Raw genomic sequence first — 15,959 nt, 5'->3', positions numbered from 1 at the left:
CTCATCTCCCGCCCGGCGACCCGAACGTCGGGCGGGGAGCCCCACCCGCACATCCCTTTCCTGAAAGGCAATCCCATGCGCACCATCTCACGCGCGCACCGCACCGTCGCGGTCGCCGCCGTCGCCGCGGCTGTTCCCGTCATCCTCGCCGGGTGCTCTTCCGCGGGCGGTACCGCGGCCACCGGCGGTGACTCGATCACCTACTGGCTGTGGGACAGCAATCAGCAGCCCGCTTACCAGCAGTGTGCGGAAGACTTTGAGAAGTCGTCGGGCATCTCCGTCAAGATCGAGCAATTCGGCTGGTCGGACTACTGGCAGGGTCTGACGACGGGCTTCGCCTCGGGCACCGCCCCGGACGTCTTCGCCGACCACCTGTCGTACTACCCCGAATTCGTCTCTCAGGGGCAGTTGCTCGACATCTCCGATCGCGTCGAGAAGGACGGTCTCGACCTCGGCATCTATCAGGAAGGCCTCGCCGACCTCTGGACCACGCCGGAGGGCGGTCGCTACGGCCTTCCGAAGGACTTCGACACCGTCGCGACGTTCTACAACGAGAAGATGGTGACGGATGCCGGTTACACGGCCGACCAGCTCTCCACACTCGCGTGGAACACCACCGACGGCGGCTCGTTCGAGAAGCTCGTCGCCCACCTCACGATCGACCAGAACGGCGTTCGAGGAGACGAGGCCGGTTTCGACAAGTCGAAGGTCGCCGTCTACGGACTCGCGCTCAGCGGTAACGGGCTGAATGCCAGCGGTCAGCAGACCTGGTCTCCCTATGCCCTCAGCAACGATTGGTACTACGGCAACAAGACGCCCTGGACGAGCTCCTGGAACTATGGCGACATGAAGTTCAGCGACACCCTCGCCTGGTACAAGGGGCTGATCGAGAAGGGCTTCATGCCCAGCGTCGACATCGCTCTGTCGGAGCAGGACCCGCTGAACGGCTACCTCGCCGGTCGCTACGCGCTCGTCACCGACGGCAGCTGGATGAACGGCTCATACCTCGGTCAGAACAAGATCGCCACGAAGGTCGCCCCCACCCCGGTCGGCCCGAGCGGTCAGCGCGCCAGCCTCTTCAACGGTCTCTCCGACGGCATCTGGGCCGGGAGCAAGAACCAGGATGCCGCGTGGCAGTGGGTGAAGTACCTCGGCTCGGCGGACTGCCAGGATGTCATCGGCAAGGCCGCCGTCGTCTTCCCCGCCGTCAAGACCTCGACCGCCAAGGCCGAGGCTGCCTTCGCGGCCAAGGGCTGGGATGTCACGGGATTCACCGAGCAGGTGACCGATGGCACCACCAAACTGCTCCCCATCGCCGACCACTGGTCGGACGTGAACGACACGATGAAGGCCGCGATCGAGTCCTACCTCAAGGGCGTGTCCGACGTGAGCGCGCTGAAGACCGCGAACGACCAGGTCAACGCCCTCTTCAAGTGACATGACTCTCGGGGTGCCCGTTCGTCGCCGGGCACCCCGAGAGCCGCGCTGCGGCACATGACCGCGCGACGCGTCCGACCTGGCATCCCCCATCCCCCTTGCAGCGCCCCCGCCCCACCGTACGAAGGAGTACACGTGATCCGCCCCCGCCAGAATCTCGATCGAGTGACCGCTTCCGCGGCGCTAGCCGCCCTGGTGATCTCCGGCCTCGCCGCCGGAGCAGCCGCACCCGCCAACGCCGCGACCGTCGATGTCATCGGCGTCGACTTCAGCCAGCCGACCGGCGCCGTCAAGGGAGGCGCGTCGGGGATGCTCTACGGCCTCTCCGATGACGGCGTGCCCACCGACCCGATCATCGCCGGCGCCAGCCCCAAGAACCTCACGCAGAAGGCACCGCACGGCGCGCAACACCCCAATGGTGATCCCCTCGAGGTCGAGGACGCGTTCTTCGAGAACGGGGGCCAGTACCTGATGACCAACATCCAGGACTATTACCCCGACTGGGCCTACAACGGCGGCAAGCGTCCGTCCGACTTCTCCACCTACCTCGACATCGTCCGCACGGTGGTCAAGAGCGTCGTCGACGAGTCCGACCACCCCGAGAAGTACGTCTTCACGCCGTTCAACGAGCCCGACGGGGGCAACTGGTACAGCGACTGGAACTCGATGAAGGACGTGTACCTCCAGGATTGGAAGGCCGTCTACCAGGCCATCAAGGAGGTCTACCCCGACGCGAAGATCGCCGGCAACGGCGATACCGGCTGGCAGCCCACGCGTACGCGCGACTTCCTCGCCTTCGCGAAGGCCAACGACGTGCTGCCCGACCTGTTCACGTGGCACGAGCTCGGTCGTGGAAGCCTGCAGTATTTCCGTCAGCACCTGGCGGAGTACCGACAGATCGAGAGCGACCTCGGTGTCTCACCGCGACCCGTCAATATCACCGAGTACGCCATGCGCCGCGACATGTCGGTTCCCGGGAGCCTCGTCCAGTGGCTCGCGATGTTCGAGGACGAGAAGGTCGATGCACAGACGGCCTACTGGACCTACGCCGGAAACTTGAACGACAACATGGCCAAGACCAACGGCGCGAACGGCGCGTGGTGGCTGCTGAAATGGTACGGCGACCTCTCGGGCCAGACCGTTTCGGTCACGCCTCCCGCGTTGAACGCTCCCGACACCCTGCAGGGCATCGGCGCCGTGGACACCGCGAAGAAGCAGGCCACGGTGCTGTTCGGCGGGACGAACGACGCCACCCGCCTCGACGTGTCGGGACTTGATCCTGCCGTCTTCGGCACGACCGTCGACATCCAGGTCCGCAAGGCCGAATGGTCGGGTCAGGAGGGCGAGGCTCAGGCGCCGCCCGTGGTCGTCACGAAGAGGGTCGCGGTCGGCGGCACGATCGAGATCGATGTGCCGAGCGACAACCGGCTCGACGCTTACCAGGCTGTCATCACCCCCGCCTTGCCGGTCGCCCCGGTCTCCGACAGCACCTGGTCCGCGACGATCGAGGCCGAGAACACGACACTGCGCGACGTCGAGGTATACGAGAAGGACCCAGCCGCGGACTGGACATTCTCCGCATCCGGCGGTTTCGATGTCGGCTCGACGAACCAGGTCACCTCCTCGCTGACGTGGACCGTCGACGTGCCCACGACCGGCACGTACCGCTTCGGTGCGATCGCCGGTGTCAACGGCAGCAAGATCGGCCCGGGCTCGCACGCTCTGTTCGTCGACGGTCAGCAGGCCGCCACGATCGACTACGAGGCGGGCTTCGACTGGGGCTACCGCGGTCGCGGCGAAACCCTCGTCTCCCTCAGCCAGGGCCGTCATGAGCTCTCGGTGCGCATGAGCGCCGACGGCACGACGTTGCTCCCCGGCTCCGACATCTCGCTCGACCGCTTCGACCTGACGCGCATCGACGGACCCGAGACCACGACCTATCCAGCCGTGCTCTCACGCACCGACGCGCCGCTGGACTACGGCAAGGGCGCGGCGATGTTGAGCGGCGACAAGAGCGCCACGTTCTTCGCCTCCGCGCGGGAGACGGGTTACTACGACGTCGCGGTGCGCTACTCCACGACCGGAGCCGCCGATCTCGGCCTGCGTCTGAACGACCGCACGATCACCGGGCTCGGCGCCGACGCGGCGGGCACCTGGACGTCGACGGCACGGGTGCACCTCGCCGAAGGCATCAGCGAGCTGCGTCTGGCGTCGTCCCAGGGGGCGGCCGTGCAGTCCGTCACAGTCACCCGGGCCACCGACGGCGACGCGGCGGGCGTGCAGGTCGAGGCGGAGGACTCCTCGCAGATCACCCTGCACGGTGCAGCCCGCCTCGAGACTCCGGGAGCGCCGACCAACGTCTCGGGCCAGCATCTGGGGTGGCTCGGCGGCGGAGCCGACAACTACGCAACCCTCACGCGTCCCCGCGGACTCGGCGCGGGGCAGTACGACCTGACGGTGCGATATGCCAACGCCGACAAGAACACCGGACATGCGTACAACACCGACGTCATCACCCGCTTCCTCGACATCAGCGAGGACGGGGGCGCGACCACGCGCGGTGCGTTCCGCAACAACTACTCGTGGAACGGGTTCTGGACGCACACTGTTCCCATCGACCTGACCACGGCGGGCGGCGCATTGCGCCTGGGCAACACGACCGGCAACGCTCCGAACATCGATTGGCTCGTGTTGTCACCCCTGGTGACCAAGACCACCAATGCACCCGACGCGGTCCGGACGGCCGACGCCACGTCATCCCGTGGGGAGGGTGCGGGCAAGAACTGATTTCTCACGCTCACAACTGAGGACGGGTGGGGACGGCAAACCGTTCCCCACCCGTCCTCTTGTCGGGAGCACCCCGTTCCTCCTCGACAGGCCGGCTTATCGGTGCGCGCGCCGCGCCGGGTGCCCGCCTCAGCCGATCAGGCTCGGCTGCAGGTCGCGCAGGGTGCGGTGGTGCGTCATGCGTGTCACGCCGATCGCCGCGACCAGCACGCCGCCGACCATCCACGCACCCAGCACCAACAGGTCCTGACCGACCCTCGAGACGTCTCCGCCGTACATGACCTGGCGCATGGCATCCACCACGTAACCCATGGGCAGCACGTGGTGCAGCGCCGCCAGGGGCCCGGGCAGGGTCTGCCAAGGGAAGGTGCCCCCGGCGGTGACGAGCTGGAGCACCATCAGCACGAGGCCGAGGAACTGACCCACCGACCCGAGCCAGACGTTCAGCGCGAGGACGATCGCCGCGTACGTCGCCGAGGCGAAGAGCAGGATGCCGAGCGCTGCCCACGGGTTCGCGAACGAGAACTGCAGCGCGAACGCGAGGATCGTGAACAGCCCCACCATCTGCAGGGCCCCCAGGCCCGCGGGCGTGAGCCACCCGGCGAGGGTGACGCGGAAGGGCGAGCGCAGCGCCGTCACGGCGCGCTTCGACACCGGCTTGACGATGAGGAACAGCGCGTAGATGCCGATCCATCCAGCCAGCGCGGCGAAGAACGGGGCCAGCCCCGCACCGTAGTTCTGCGCCTTCGTGACCGAACTCGTGCCCACGGCGACGGGGTCCGAGATGGCCGAGGCCTGCGCCTGGCGCGTGGCGTCGTCGGAGTCGGGGATCTGCTGGACGCCCGCGCTGAGACCGTCGCGCAGCTGGGTGGCGCCGGTCGAGAGCTGCCCGATGCCGTCGTCCAGCTGGGTCGCTCCGTCGCGCAGCTGAGCGGATCCGTCGCGGAGCTGGGAGGCCCCGGATGCCGCGGTGGCGGCGCCGTCGGCGAGGGCCGATGCACCATCGGCCGCGGTGGCGGCGCCGGTGGCCAGGGCGGCGCTTCCCGAGGCGACCTGGCGGGCGCCGTCGTCGAGCTGATCGATTTGCTTCACCGTGTCCTGCACGCGCGAGTTCGCGGTCGTGAGGCGCTCGCCCACCGGGTCGAGGCGCGAGAGGATCTCGTCGATGCGGGACTGGTCGAGTCCGGCGTCGGCCAGCGCCTTCGCAATGTCCGTTCGGGCCTGCGGCAGCTGCGATGCGGCATCGCCTGCGACCGAGCCCACCTGACGGGCCACGGCGTCGAGGCGGTCCACGCCACCGGCGACCTGCTGGGCGCCGTCAGCCACGCGGGCCGAGCCGTCGCGGAGTTGAGCGGTTCCGTCGCGCAGTTGGTTCGTGCCGGAGGACAGCTGGGCGTTGCCGTCGGCCAGTTTCGCCGCGCCATCAGCCAGGGTGGTCGACCCGGTCGAGAGCTGCGACGACCCGTTCTTCGCGGTCGCGAGACCGTCGACGAGCTGGGTCGCCCCGTCCGTGGCATCCACGAGCTTCACGCGGATGGTGTGCAGGGCATCGAGGAGCGAGCGACCCGCCTCATCGACGACCTTCTTCGCCACCGACTCCTGGATCTTCGCCACCGCCTGCGTGCCGATCGTCGAGGCGAGGTAGTTGTTCGCGTCGTTGGTGCGCAGCTCGATGTCGGCCTGGCGAGGAGAGCTGCTCGACAGCGTCGCCACGGCTTCGGAGAAGTCGGTCGGCAGGGTGACGATGAAGTCGAAGTCGCCCGCCTGCAGACCGGCGTCGGCCTGGTCGGACGAGACCCGGTGCCACTCGAAGGTGTCGCTGTCGAGCAACTGCTCGGCGGCTTCGTCGCCGAGGTTGCGCTGCTGGCCGTTCACGTCGGCGCCCCGGTCGTCGACGACGAGCGCGACGGGGACGTTCGCCAGGTTGCCGTACGGGTCCTGGTTGGCCCAGAGGTAGAGTCCGCCGTACAGGATCGGGACCGCGAGCAGTGCGATGAGGGCGATCACCGACATGCGGGTCGAGGTGAGGCGGCGCAGCTCCGCCGTGATCATCTGCGGGATCTTCATCGGCCGGCCTCCACCGTCTCATCGAGCGCGTCGATCGTGGTTCTCGAGGCGTGGCCCGCGACCACGAGCACGGCGTACCCGCGCTCGGCGAACTCCTCGGCGATACGCCACCAGGCGAGCGGTTCGCCGCCGTGGCGGTCTGGGGCGACCAGGACGAGCCCCTCGACGTCTGTGCGCAGGGCTGCGAGTTCGAGCAGCAGGCGCACCCGGGCTGCGGGCTCGACGTTGCCGATCGCCGTGGTGGCGAGCGACTCGAGCCCGATGCCCTCGAGCCAACGCGCGGCGGCGAACGGGTTGGGGGCGTGGCCGGCGAACATCAGCTCTTCGGCGACGACACCGGTCACGGTGACGTTCGACTCGGGTTCCGACACGACAGGGGCGTCCACGAGGGCGACACGTCGACGGATGGCCGACGCGTCGGCGCGGCCGTCGATCGTGACCGTTCCGCTGTCGACTTTCATGCGACCGGATGCCACCAGGCCCAGCACCGTGGGACGCTGCTCGGTCTCGGCGACCACCAGGGTCGCGCCGCCGGTCTCATACGCGGTGGACGTCTCGGGCAGGGCGCTCTGCGCGCGGCCCTTAGCGACGGCGTTCAGGACGATTCTCACTGCGCCTCCAGGTCAGGGTGTTGTCCCAGCAGAGCTCGCGCTTCGATCCACGACAGGCCGGCGATGCTCAGAACCGCGCACACCGCGATCGAGCGGGCCGTCGAGGAGCCGGCATCCACTCGGGCGACGACCATGCGGCCGGTCTCTTCGAGCAGGCGGGCGAGGGTCGGCGCGGGAAGGTCCGTCCGCAGCTCTCCCGCTTCTTGTCCGCGGCGCACGATCTGGTCGATACGGCGGCGGAGCGGGGCGAGCGCGTCGGAGGTCTCGGCGAGGTGCGCGTCGTCGAGGGCGAGGGCGGCTGCGGCCTGCACGTGGGCGGCTTCGCGCCAGAGTTCGGATGCCAGGCGGGCGAGCGCGACGCGGGAGTCCTGGTCGTCGACGCGGGCGGCGATGGCGTTGAAGCGGGTCGCTCCGGCGGCGATGACCTCGCGGACGATGGCGTTGCGGTCGTCGAAGTGGCCGTAGAGGGCGCGGCGCGAGAGGCCGGCGCGGCGGGCGATCGTGTCGATCGAGGCGCGCGGGTCGTGGCCGATGGCCGCGGTCGCGGCGTCGAGGATGCCGGCGCGGTTCTCGACGGCGTCGCGGCGGGTGGGGGTACTCACGGGTGACCAGTGTACGCCGAAAGTGCACGCTCGTGTGCAACTTACTGCGACCCCGTCAGCATCCGCGCGCGTGAGTCGCCAGGAATTGTCGCTTCGAGACCCCGGCAAGCGACAGAAAGTGGCGACTCACGCGCGCGCGGAGCGCGGGAGAGGCGGCGGCGCGGGGGAGGCGCCGCGCAACGACGGAGCCCGCGGCGCCGGAGGCGGGGGCGGGCTCCGTCGAAGGAAGCGTCAGTCGGTGCCGGCGTCGAACGCGGCGCCCTCGCCCGCGGCATCGGTCGCGTCGGCGAGGCGCTCGCCGGCCGCGTCGAGCGGCGAGGCCGATTCGATGATGTCCTGCGCGCCGCCGGCGGCGACGTCGCCGACGAGCTCGCCGGTGGGCCCTCCGAGCAGGCCCATCGCGGCGTACTGCTCGAGGCGCGCGCGCGAGTCGGCGATGTCGAGATTGCGCATAGTGAGCTGACCGATGCGGTCGACCGGGCCGAACGCGGCGTCGCCCACGCGCTCCATCGAGAGCTTCTCGGGCGAGTACGACATTCCGGATGCCACGGTGTTCAGGATCGTGTAGTCCTCACCGCGGCGCAGGCGCACGGTGACCGAGCCGGTGATGGTCGACCCGACCCACTTCTGGATCGACTCGCGCAGCATGAGCGACTGCGGCTCGAGCCAGCGGCCCTCGTACATGAGGCGACCGAGGCGGCGACCCTGTTCGTGGTAGGTCGCGAGGGTGTCTTCGTTCAGGATGCTGTTGACCAGGCGCTCGTAGGTCAGGAACAGCAGGGCCATGCCCGGGGCCTCGTAGACGCCGCGCGACTTGGCCTCGATGATGCGGTTCTCGATCTGGTCGCTCATGCCCAGGCCGTGGCGGCCGCCGATCGTGTTGGCCTCGCGGACGAGCTCGACCGGGTCGGCGAAACGCGTGCCGTTGATCGCCACGGGGCGTCCGGCCTCGAACTCGACGGTGACGTCCTCGGTCGCGATCTCGACCTCGGGGTCCCAGAAGCGCACGCCCATGATGGGCTCGACGATCTCGAGCGAGACGTCGAGGTGCTCGAGGGTCTTGGCCTCGTGCGTGGCGCCCCAGATGTTGGCATCCGTCGAGTAGGCCTTCTCGACGCTGTCGCGGTAGGGGAAGTCGTGCGCGACGAGCCACTCGCTCATCTCTTTGCGCCCGCCGAGCTCGGTGACGAAGTCGGCGTCGAGCCACGGCTTGTAGATGCGCAGGGCCGGGTTGGCGAGCAGGCCGTAGCGGTAGAACCGCTCGATGTCGTTGCCCTTGTAGGTGGAGCCGTCGCCCCAGATGTCGACGCCGTCTTCTTTCATGGCGCGCACGAGCAGCGTGCCGGTGACGGCACGGCCCAGCGGCGTGGTGTTGAAGTAGGTGCGTCCGCCGGAGCGGATGTGGAACGCGCCGCACGCGAGGGCGACGAAGCCCTCTTCGACGAGCGCCGTCTTGCAGTCGACCAGGCGCGAGACCTCGGCGCCGTACTGCGTCGCGCGGCCCGGGATCGAGGCGATGTCGTCTTCGTCGTACTGCCCGAGGTCGCCCGTGTAGGTGCAGGGGACGGCGCCCTTGTCGCGCATCCACGCGACGGCCACCGAAGTATCGAGACCACCCGAGAAGGCGATGCCGACGCGCTCGCCGACGGGAAGGGACTGAAGGACCTTGGACATGCCCTCGATTCTAGAGCGGAGGGATGCCGAGCCCCGACTCCGGGGGAGGATCGGGCGCCCCCGAGGGGATGGGGCGGTCCGATCAGCCGATCGTCACGGCGCTGATCGTCACCGGGGTGGCGGGGGCGCCGTCGGGCGAGCCGCCGGCCGTCCCCGCCGCGGCGATGTTCTTCACGACCTGCAGACCCTCGGGCGACATCGTGCCGAACACCGTGTAGTCCGGGGGCAGCTTCGAGTCGGAGTACACCAGGAAGAACTGCGAGCCGTTCGTGCCGGGGCCCGCGTTCGCCATCGCGACCGTGCCCGCGGGGTAGGTCTCGCTGCCGTCGAGCTCGTCGTCGAAGCGGTAGCCGGGGCCGCCGCGTCCCGTGCCGGTCGGGTCGCCGCACTGCAGGACGAAGATGCCCTGGGTGGTGAGGCGGTGGCACTCGGTGTTGCTGAAGTACTGCTGCTGCGCCAGTGAGACGAAGCTCTCGACCGTGCAGGGGGTGCGCTCGCCGTTCAGGGTGATCGGAATGGCCCCGGCGGAGGTCTCGAGCGTCGCCTCCACCGTCCCGGTGGGGCGCTCCGTCCCCGCTGCCGGCGGGGTGACGTCCACGGCCGGCTGCCCCGAGGTCGGATAGGAGCATTCGCCGGAGGCGGTGGTCGCGCTGGATGCGCTCGCCGTGGGCGCGGGGGCGGACGAGGTGCCTCCGGCGCAGCCGGCGAGCAGGAGCAGGGCGGAAGCGGCGACGGCCGCGGACATCAGTCGAGTACGCACGGGTTCCAGGGTAGGGCGTCGACCCCGACCCGTCAGGTCCCGGGACGCGTTGCGGGCGCCGGGTCGATCGGCATCCGGATGCCGCGTGCCCGACCGATCGCGACGACGCCGACCGCGAGGGCGATGATGGCCACGGCGATGACGACGATGTACACCGCGACGCTGCCCCACCCGCCGGTGCTCGGGTCGAGGAAGGGGTACGGGTACCAGAACGGCGCCCCCGTGGTCGGGTTCGTGATCAGGGGCGCGCGCAGGAGCGTGTAGACGATCCACACGATGGGGAAGATCGCCGCGGCGAACGCCGCCGACCAGGGCAAGCGGCGTCGCGTCGGCCCGAGCAGCACGTCGAGCAGGAGGAAGAGCGGACCCCAGACGTGCATGATCTCGTTCGACCACGGCACGGTCTCGGGCTGGAGGGGGATGCCGCGCAGCAGCAGGTTGTAGACGATGCCGGTCACGATCATGTACGTGGAGACGAAGGCGAGAGCGGTCGCGAGGGCCGGCGGATCGACCTCGACCCGGCGGCAGCGTGCGAAGAACCGCACGCCCAGAAGCACCAGCACGACGGCCGACGAGACGTTGGACAGGATCGTGAAGAAGCTGAAGAAGTTCGCGGTCACGGTTGCCACGTCGCGGTCGCGCGCCACCGCCTCGGCCACCGACGAAGAGAACTGCGCCCCCACCGCGACGAGGATGAGCACCGCGATCGCCACGCGTGCCGCGTTCCACCCGGTCGTCCACCCGCGCGATGTCTGCATCGCCCCAGGCTAGTGAGTGGCCGCACGAGGGGGCAGGGGTTGCGGCGGGCGGGCTCGTGCGAGCGGGCCGTTAGGGTGGTCGCACCCCGACCCAGGAGTCCGCCGTGAGCTACGACATCCACGTGTTCGACCCCGCCGCCGCCCCCATCGGACGAGAGGCGCTGCGGGCATGGCTCGCTGGACCCGCCCGCGACGAGCAGCCCAGCGCGCTCATCACCCGGGCCGTCGGTGCCCTGCAGCAGTTCTACCGGCCCCTGTCCGAGGCCCCTGACACCCTGACGGAGGGGGAGCACTTCGCCGACTACGCACCCGAGGGTGCGCTCCTGTCCCTCTCCGCGCCGTGGTACGAGGCCGAAGACCTCACCGCCGTCGTCCACCGTCTTGCCACGGAGCACGGATGGGGCTTCGAGGACGTCAGCGTGACGGACGGAATGCTCTGGCGTCCGGATCCCGCGCGTCAGGTCGATCCCACCCCCCTGGTGGGAGCGAGCCTGACGGTCGAGAACGGGGGAACCCATGCCGATCCGAGCCCCGCGCTGCTGGCGGCGTCGGTCGATTGGATCGCCGACCACCGCGGGCCTGCATTCGCGATCCTCACCCTCGGCGAGGACGACTACGTCCAGTACGCGGGTGGGCGCGACGGTCTCACCGTGGAGAGGCGCACGCCGGCAGCCACCCCGCCCGGGTTTCGGCACACGGTCGCCGCCACCTCGGCCAGCACCGCGGGCCACCTCGTCGATCTCCCGGGCGCGACGCGCTCGTTCCGCGTCCTGCCGAACGAGGTCCTGTCGGCTCCGGATGCCGTGACCCTGGTGCTGGCATCGGCGCGGGGCGCGACCGTCCCGGCGTCGATCGCCTGGCACGACATCACGAGCACCTTCGGCGCATAAGGCGCGCGCGGGCCGTATCGGGCCCGCTCGATAGGATGGGGTGTACCGCCGGAATCAGACGCGAGGAGCGCACATGCCCGGAATCGTGATCGTCGGCGTCCAGTGGGGCGACGAAGGCAAGGGCAAGGCCACCGACTTGCTCGGTGAGCGCACCGACTGGGTGGTGAAGTTCAACGGCGGCAACAACGCCGGGCACACCGTCGTCATCGGCGACGAGAAGTACGCGCTGCACCTGCTGCCCAGCGGCATCCTGTCTCCGGGGGTCACCCCCGTGATCGGCAACGGCGTCGTGGTCGACCTCGAGGTGCTCTTCAACGAGCTCGAGGCCCTCAACGCGCGTGGCCTCGACACGAGCCGCCTCAAGATCAGCGCCAACGCGCACATCATCACGCAGTACCACCGCACGCTCGACAAGGTCACCGAGCGCTTCCTCGGAAAGCGCATGATCGGCACCACCGGTCGCGGCATCGGCCCGGCCTACGCCGACAAGATCAACCGCGTCGGCATCCGCGTGCAGGACCTCTTCGACGAGAACATCCTGCGTCAGAAGGTCGAGGGTGCCCTCGACCAGAAGAACCACCTGCTGGTGAAGATCTTCAACCGCCGCTCCATCACGGCCGACGAGATCGTCGACGACCTGCTCTCGTACGCCGAGCGCGTGCGCCCGATGGTCGCCGACACCTCGCTCCTGCTGAACGACGCGCTCGAGGCCGGCGACGTCGTCGTCTTCGAGGGCGGCCAGGCCACCATGCTCGACGTCGACCACGGCACCTACCCGTTCGTGACGTCGTCGTCGGCGACGGCCGGCGGCGCCTCGACGGGTTCGGGCGTCGGTCCCAACCGTCTCGACCGCATCGTCGGCATCGTCAAGGCGTACACGACGCGCGTCGGCTCCGGTCCCTTCCCGACCGAGCTGTTCGACGAGAGCGGCGATTGGCTGCGCTCGCGCGGCTTCGAGTTCGGCACGACCACCGGACGCCCCCGTCGCGTCGGCTGGTACGACGCGCCCATCACGCGCTACGCGACGCGGATCAACGGCATCACCGACCTCGTGCTGACCAAGCTCGACATCCTCGGCGGGCTCGAGCAGATCCCCGTCTGCGTCGCCTACGACGTCGACGGTGAGCGCTTCGACGACCTGCCCGTCAACCAGACGGACTTCCACCACGCGAAGCCGATCCTCGAGTACTACCCGGGCTGGAGCGAGGACATCTCGACCGCGCGGACCTTCGAGGACCTGCCCCAGAACGCACAGGATTACGTGCTCGCGCTCGAGAAGATGAGTGGCACGCGGATCTCGGTCATCGGCGTGGGCCCGGCCCGCGATCAGGTGATCGTGCGCCACGACCTGATCGACTGATGCGTTTCTGGGTCGGCGCCTACGCCCCCGACACCGGGGCGGCCGAGGGCATCGGCATCCTGCAGGCGGGCGAGCCCGACTCACTCGGGGCCGGCGGCCCCCTCGGCATGGTCGCGACCGCCGCCGCCGTGCCGGGCTCCGCCTCGTGGGTGGCCGCGCACCCGTCGAACGACGACATCGTCTACGCCGCTGTCGAGTTCGACGGGACGGTGCAGGCGTTCCGACGGACCGCCGAGACCCGCCTGACACCTCTCGCACCGCCCGTCGAGGCGGGTGGTGCCGTCTGCCACATCGCGGTCGCGTCCGACGCCTCGTTCCTCGTGGCGAGCTGCTGGGGGGACGGCCGGATCGTCCGCATCGCGCTCGACGCCCAGGGTCGGCCGTCGCGCCCAGTCGTCGCCGCCGAGGCCGCGGACCCGTACGGGGCGGCCTCGGACGAGGGCACCGTCTCGACCGGCGCCCGAGTCTCGGGCGCGGTGGTGCCCGACCTGGCCGCCGCGGCACGGGCTCTTCGCGACGCAGCCGGGGAGGAGTACTCCCACCTCGTGCCCGCGTACGACGATGTCCCCGTCACCGACGCCGAGTCGGAAGAGGCCGTCGCGGGAGCCCGCGTGTCGCGTGCTCACCAGGCGGTGTTCCTGCCCGGCGGCCTGATCGCGACGACCGACATGGGCTTCGACCTCGTGCGGTTCTGGCGCACGCACGAGGGCGGGCTGCGGCTCGCGCAAGAGGTCGCCCTCCCCAAGGGCAGCGGACCGCGCCACGGTCTGTGGCATCCCTCGGGTCATCTCTACGTCATGACCGAGCTGAGCTGCGAGGTCTTCGTCCTCGCGCCCGACCGCGCGGGACGGTGGCACCTCGTCTCGGGTCAGCCGCTGCTCGGCACCCTCGACACCGACACCGCCGCCGAGCTGTCGAGCAGTCGCGACGGGTCGACGCTGTACGCCGGCGTGCGCGGCAGCGACACCGTGGGCGTGCTCTCGGTGCGCGGGCACGGTGAAGAGCTGCAGCTGCTCGCTCTCGCCGAGACGGGCACCCGTTGGCCGCGACATCACGTCGTCGTCGACGACACCCTGCTCGTCGCGGGTCAGCTGGCGCACGAGATCGTCTCTCTGCCGCTCGATGGCCGCACCGGCATCCCCGGCAAGGTGCGCCACCGCACCCCGTCTCCGTCTCCGACGCGCCTGCTGCCGATGCGCTGAACCGCCTCGGGCCCTACTTCTTGGCATCCTGCCGCGGGATCACGATCTGCTTGATGATCAGCAGCACCGAGGCGGTCACGGGGATCGCCACGAGCGCTCCGAGAAGGCCCAGGAGCGTGCCGCCGACCAGCGCGCCGATGACGACGAGAGCGCCGGGGACCGAGATTGTGCGGTTCATCACCCGGGGCGTGAGGATGTATGCCTCGATCTGCATGTAGACGAGGTAGACGATCGCGAAGATCAGGCCGGCGCTCGGGCTGACGATGAGTGTGAAGACCGTCGCGGTCGCCCAGAACAGCACGGACCCGACGAGCGGGATGAGGGTGATGCCGAACGCGAGCGCGGCGAGTAGGGCGGCGAACGGCTGCTGCAGGATGGTCAGCACGATGAACGCGAAGACCGCGTTGCAGAGGGCCAGCACGACCATCCCCGCGAGGTAGCCGCCGACGGAGTCGGTGATCTGGCCCGTCATGTCGGCGACGGTCTCGCGGCTGCGGGCCGGGGTGAGGCGCACGAGCGAGTTCTTCATCTTCGGCAGGGATGCCAAGAAGTACAAGCTCAGGACGAGCACGATGATCGCACCCGAGATGAAGGTGCCGATGTTGATTCCGACCTGGAGCAGCCCGCCGCCGATCGCGGCGATGTTGGCGGGGTTGGTGACGAAGCCCTGCACCTCTTTCAGCACGTCGCCGAGGCTGTCGCCGAAGTTCGTCTCGACCCAGCGCACGGCCTCGCTGTCGATGAGGTCGTTGACGAAGGTCGGGATGTCGCCGACGAACTGCTCGACCTGGCGGACGACCGGAGGGATGAGCAGCCACAGGGCGCCAGCGAGGATCACGGCGAGCCCACCGAACACGATCACGATCGCCCATGCGCGCGAGAGCCCACGGCGCACGAGCAGACGCACGAGGGGGTCGAGGGCCAGAGCGATGAACAGCGCGATGGCGATGTAGATGAGCACCGTCGAGAGGTTCGACAGAGCCAGCGCGAGCAGGATCGCCGTGAGTCCGCCCAGGGTGAGGAAGAACCCGGCCGCATACGGGCGGGCCAGGGCGGACCAGACCGGCTTGTCGCGCGAGGTGGTGGCCCCGGCGTCTGCGCCTTCGGCGGTCGGGTCGGGGCGCGTGGATCGGCTCATGCTCACACTGTAGGACTCGCTGAGAGTCGTGCTCGGGCGTCGGCGCCGACCGGTAGGGTCGGAGCGATTGAGGAGGACACATGACCGAGGCCGATCCTTCGACGATTCTGCAGGGGCTCCGCGGCAGCATCGACAACATCGACGCCGCCCTGATCTTCCTGCTGGCGGAACGTTTCCGCTGCACCAAGCAGGTGGGCGTGCTCAAGGCGAAGCACGGGATGCCGGCATCCGACCCCTCTCGTGAGGAACAGCAGATCGCCCGGCTCATGCAGCTCGCCGAGCAGGCCGACCTCGATCCGGCCTTCGCGGAGAAGTGGTTCAACTTCGTCGTGGCCGAGGTCATCCGTCACCACCGCTCCGCCGCGGCGCAACCCGCCGTCGACTGAGGCGTCGCCACACCGTCCCGTTCCCGCGCAGGGGGTCGGCGACACGCCCGGGCTGACATCGGCGATGTGGTCGGAGACGGCTGCGCGGGCACCTCATCCACACGCGCACGCGTGACACACGGCATCCGGGATCGCAAGGCCGTGGGCGATTTGCCAGGGATTCCATCAGCGTGAAACGTTTGTGGAGGCCCGTTCTCGGGCCGCCCACCCGACCAGTCCGCGGTCGCCGGTGACGACTCGGGGGAGTCGACCCGGTGAGCGTACGGTCGGCGGCCTGAGCGCCGGAT

13 protein-coding genes are annotated in these 15,959 nt (G+C 69.5%); 6 read left to right on the top strand and 7 right to left on the bottom strand.

Features of this window, described 5'->3' with window-relative positions; genetic code table 11:
* The first annotated feature begins 75 nt into the window (after positions 1-75).
* Positions 76-1,437 carry an ABC transporter substrate-binding protein gene (locus QBE02_RS10115; protein ID WP_279365609.1) on the top strand — a complete coding sequence of 454 codons (1,362 nt, stop codon included), beginning with the start codon at positions 76-78 and terminating at the stop codon, positions 1,435-1,437.
* Between the two features lie 135 nt (positions 1,438-1,572).
* Positions 1,573-4,224: a hypothetical protein gene (locus QBE02_RS10110; RefSeq protein WP_279365608.1), complete on the top strand. Its 2,652-nt coding sequence runs from the start codon at positions 1,573-1,575 to the stop codon at positions 4,222-4,224.
* 129 nt (positions 4,225-4,353) lie between these two features.
* Here the strand turns inward: QBE02_RS10110 and QBE02_RS10105 are convergent, their stop codons facing one another.
* The 6 genes from QBE02_RS10105 to QBE02_RS10080 form a co-directional block, all read right to left on the bottom strand.
* Positions 4,354-6,291, bottom strand: coding sequence for a YhgE/Pip domain-containing protein (locus QBE02_RS10105; RefSeq protein ID WP_279365607.1), 1,938 nt, complete (start codon positions 6,289-6,291; stop codon positions 4,354-4,356).
* On the bottom strand, positions 6,288-6,902 hold the full coding sequence (locus tag QBE02_RS10100) for a hypothetical protein (protein WP_279365606.1): 615 nt from the start codon (positions 6,900-6,902) through the stop codon (positions 6,288-6,290). The genes QBE02_RS10105 and QBE02_RS10100 overlap by 4 nt, the downstream gene beginning before the upstream one ends.
* Positions 6,899-7,504, bottom strand: a complete 606-nt coding sequence (locus QBE02_RS10095) for a TetR/AcrR family transcriptional regulator (protein WP_279365605.1) — start codon at positions 7,502-7,504, stop codon at positions 6,899-6,901. Before QBE02_RS10095 ends, QBE02_RS10100 begins: the two co-directional genes overlap by 4 nt.
* A gap of 231 nt (positions 7,505-7,735) precedes the next feature.
* A complete protein-coding gene (gene argG / locus QBE02_RS10090) occupies positions 7,736-9,178 on the bottom strand; it encodes an argininosuccinate synthase (protein WP_279365604.1) in 1,443 nt (480 codons plus the stop codon).
* A gap of 82 nt (positions 9,179-9,260) precedes the next feature.
* Positions 9,261-9,938 (bottom strand): peptidylprolyl isomerase, encoded by a 678-nt coding sequence (locus tag QBE02_RS10085; RefSeq protein WP_279365603.1) that lies wholly within the window; start codon positions 9,936-9,938, stop codon positions 9,261-9,263.
* A gap of 32 nt (positions 9,939-9,970) precedes the next feature.
* Complete coding sequence (locus tag QBE02_RS10080) at positions 9,971-10,696, bottom strand: Pr6Pr family membrane protein (protein ID WP_279365602.1); 726 nt, start codon at positions 10,694-10,696, stop codon at positions 9,971-9,973.
* A 104-nt stretch (positions 10,697-10,800) separates the two neighbouring features.
* Between QBE02_RS10080 and QBE02_RS10075 the strand changes: the two genes are divergently transcribed.
* The 3 genes from QBE02_RS10075 to QBE02_RS10065 all read left to right on the top strand — a co-directional run bounded on the left by QBE02_RS10075 (position 10,801) and on the right by QBE02_RS10065 (position 14,148).
* Positions 10,801-11,586, top strand: a complete 786-nt coding sequence (locus QBE02_RS10075; RefSeq protein WP_279365601.1) for a hypothetical protein — start codon at positions 10,801-10,803, stop codon at positions 11,584-11,586.
* A 73-nt stretch (positions 11,587-11,659) separates the two neighbouring features.
* Positions 11,660-12,946 (top strand): adenylosuccinate synthase, encoded by a 1,287-nt coding sequence (locus tag QBE02_RS10070; protein ID WP_150954110.1) that lies wholly within the window; start codon positions 11,660-11,662, stop codon positions 12,944-12,946.
* Positions 12,946-14,148 carry a lactonase family protein gene (locus QBE02_RS10065; RefSeq protein ID WP_279365600.1) on the top strand — a complete coding sequence of 401 codons (1,203 nt, stop codon included), beginning with the start codon at positions 12,946-12,948 and terminating at the stop codon, positions 14,146-14,148. Before QBE02_RS10070 ends, QBE02_RS10065 begins: the two co-directional genes overlap by 1 nt.
* 13 nt (positions 14,149-14,161) lie before the next feature.
* Here the strand turns inward: QBE02_RS10065 and QBE02_RS10060 are convergent, their stop codons facing one another.
* Positions 14,162-15,286: an AI-2E family transporter gene (locus tag QBE02_RS10060; protein ID WP_279365599.1), complete on the bottom strand. Its 1,125-nt coding sequence runs from the start codon at positions 15,284-15,286 to the stop codon at positions 14,162-14,164.
* 80 nt (positions 15,287-15,366) lie between these two features.
* Here QBE02_RS10060 and QBE02_RS10055 point away from each other — a divergent pair, with 80 nt between their 5' ends.
* On the top strand, positions 15,367-15,672 hold the full coding sequence (locus QBE02_RS10055; RefSeq protein ID WP_074694465.1) for a chorismate mutase: 306 nt from the start codon (positions 15,367-15,369) through the stop codon (positions 15,670-15,672).
* The last annotated feature ends 287 nt before the right edge of the window (positions 15,673-15,959 follow it).

Origin of the sequence: Microbacterium testaceum (genome assembly GCF_029761935.1) — a bacterium.
Classification (GTDB): domain Bacteria; phylum Actinomycetota; class Actinomycetes; order Actinomycetales; family Microbacteriaceae; genus Microbacterium; species Microbacterium testaceum_A.
Note: the sequence above shows the minus strand (reverse complement) of the source record. Positions and strands in the feature narration are given on the sequence as shown.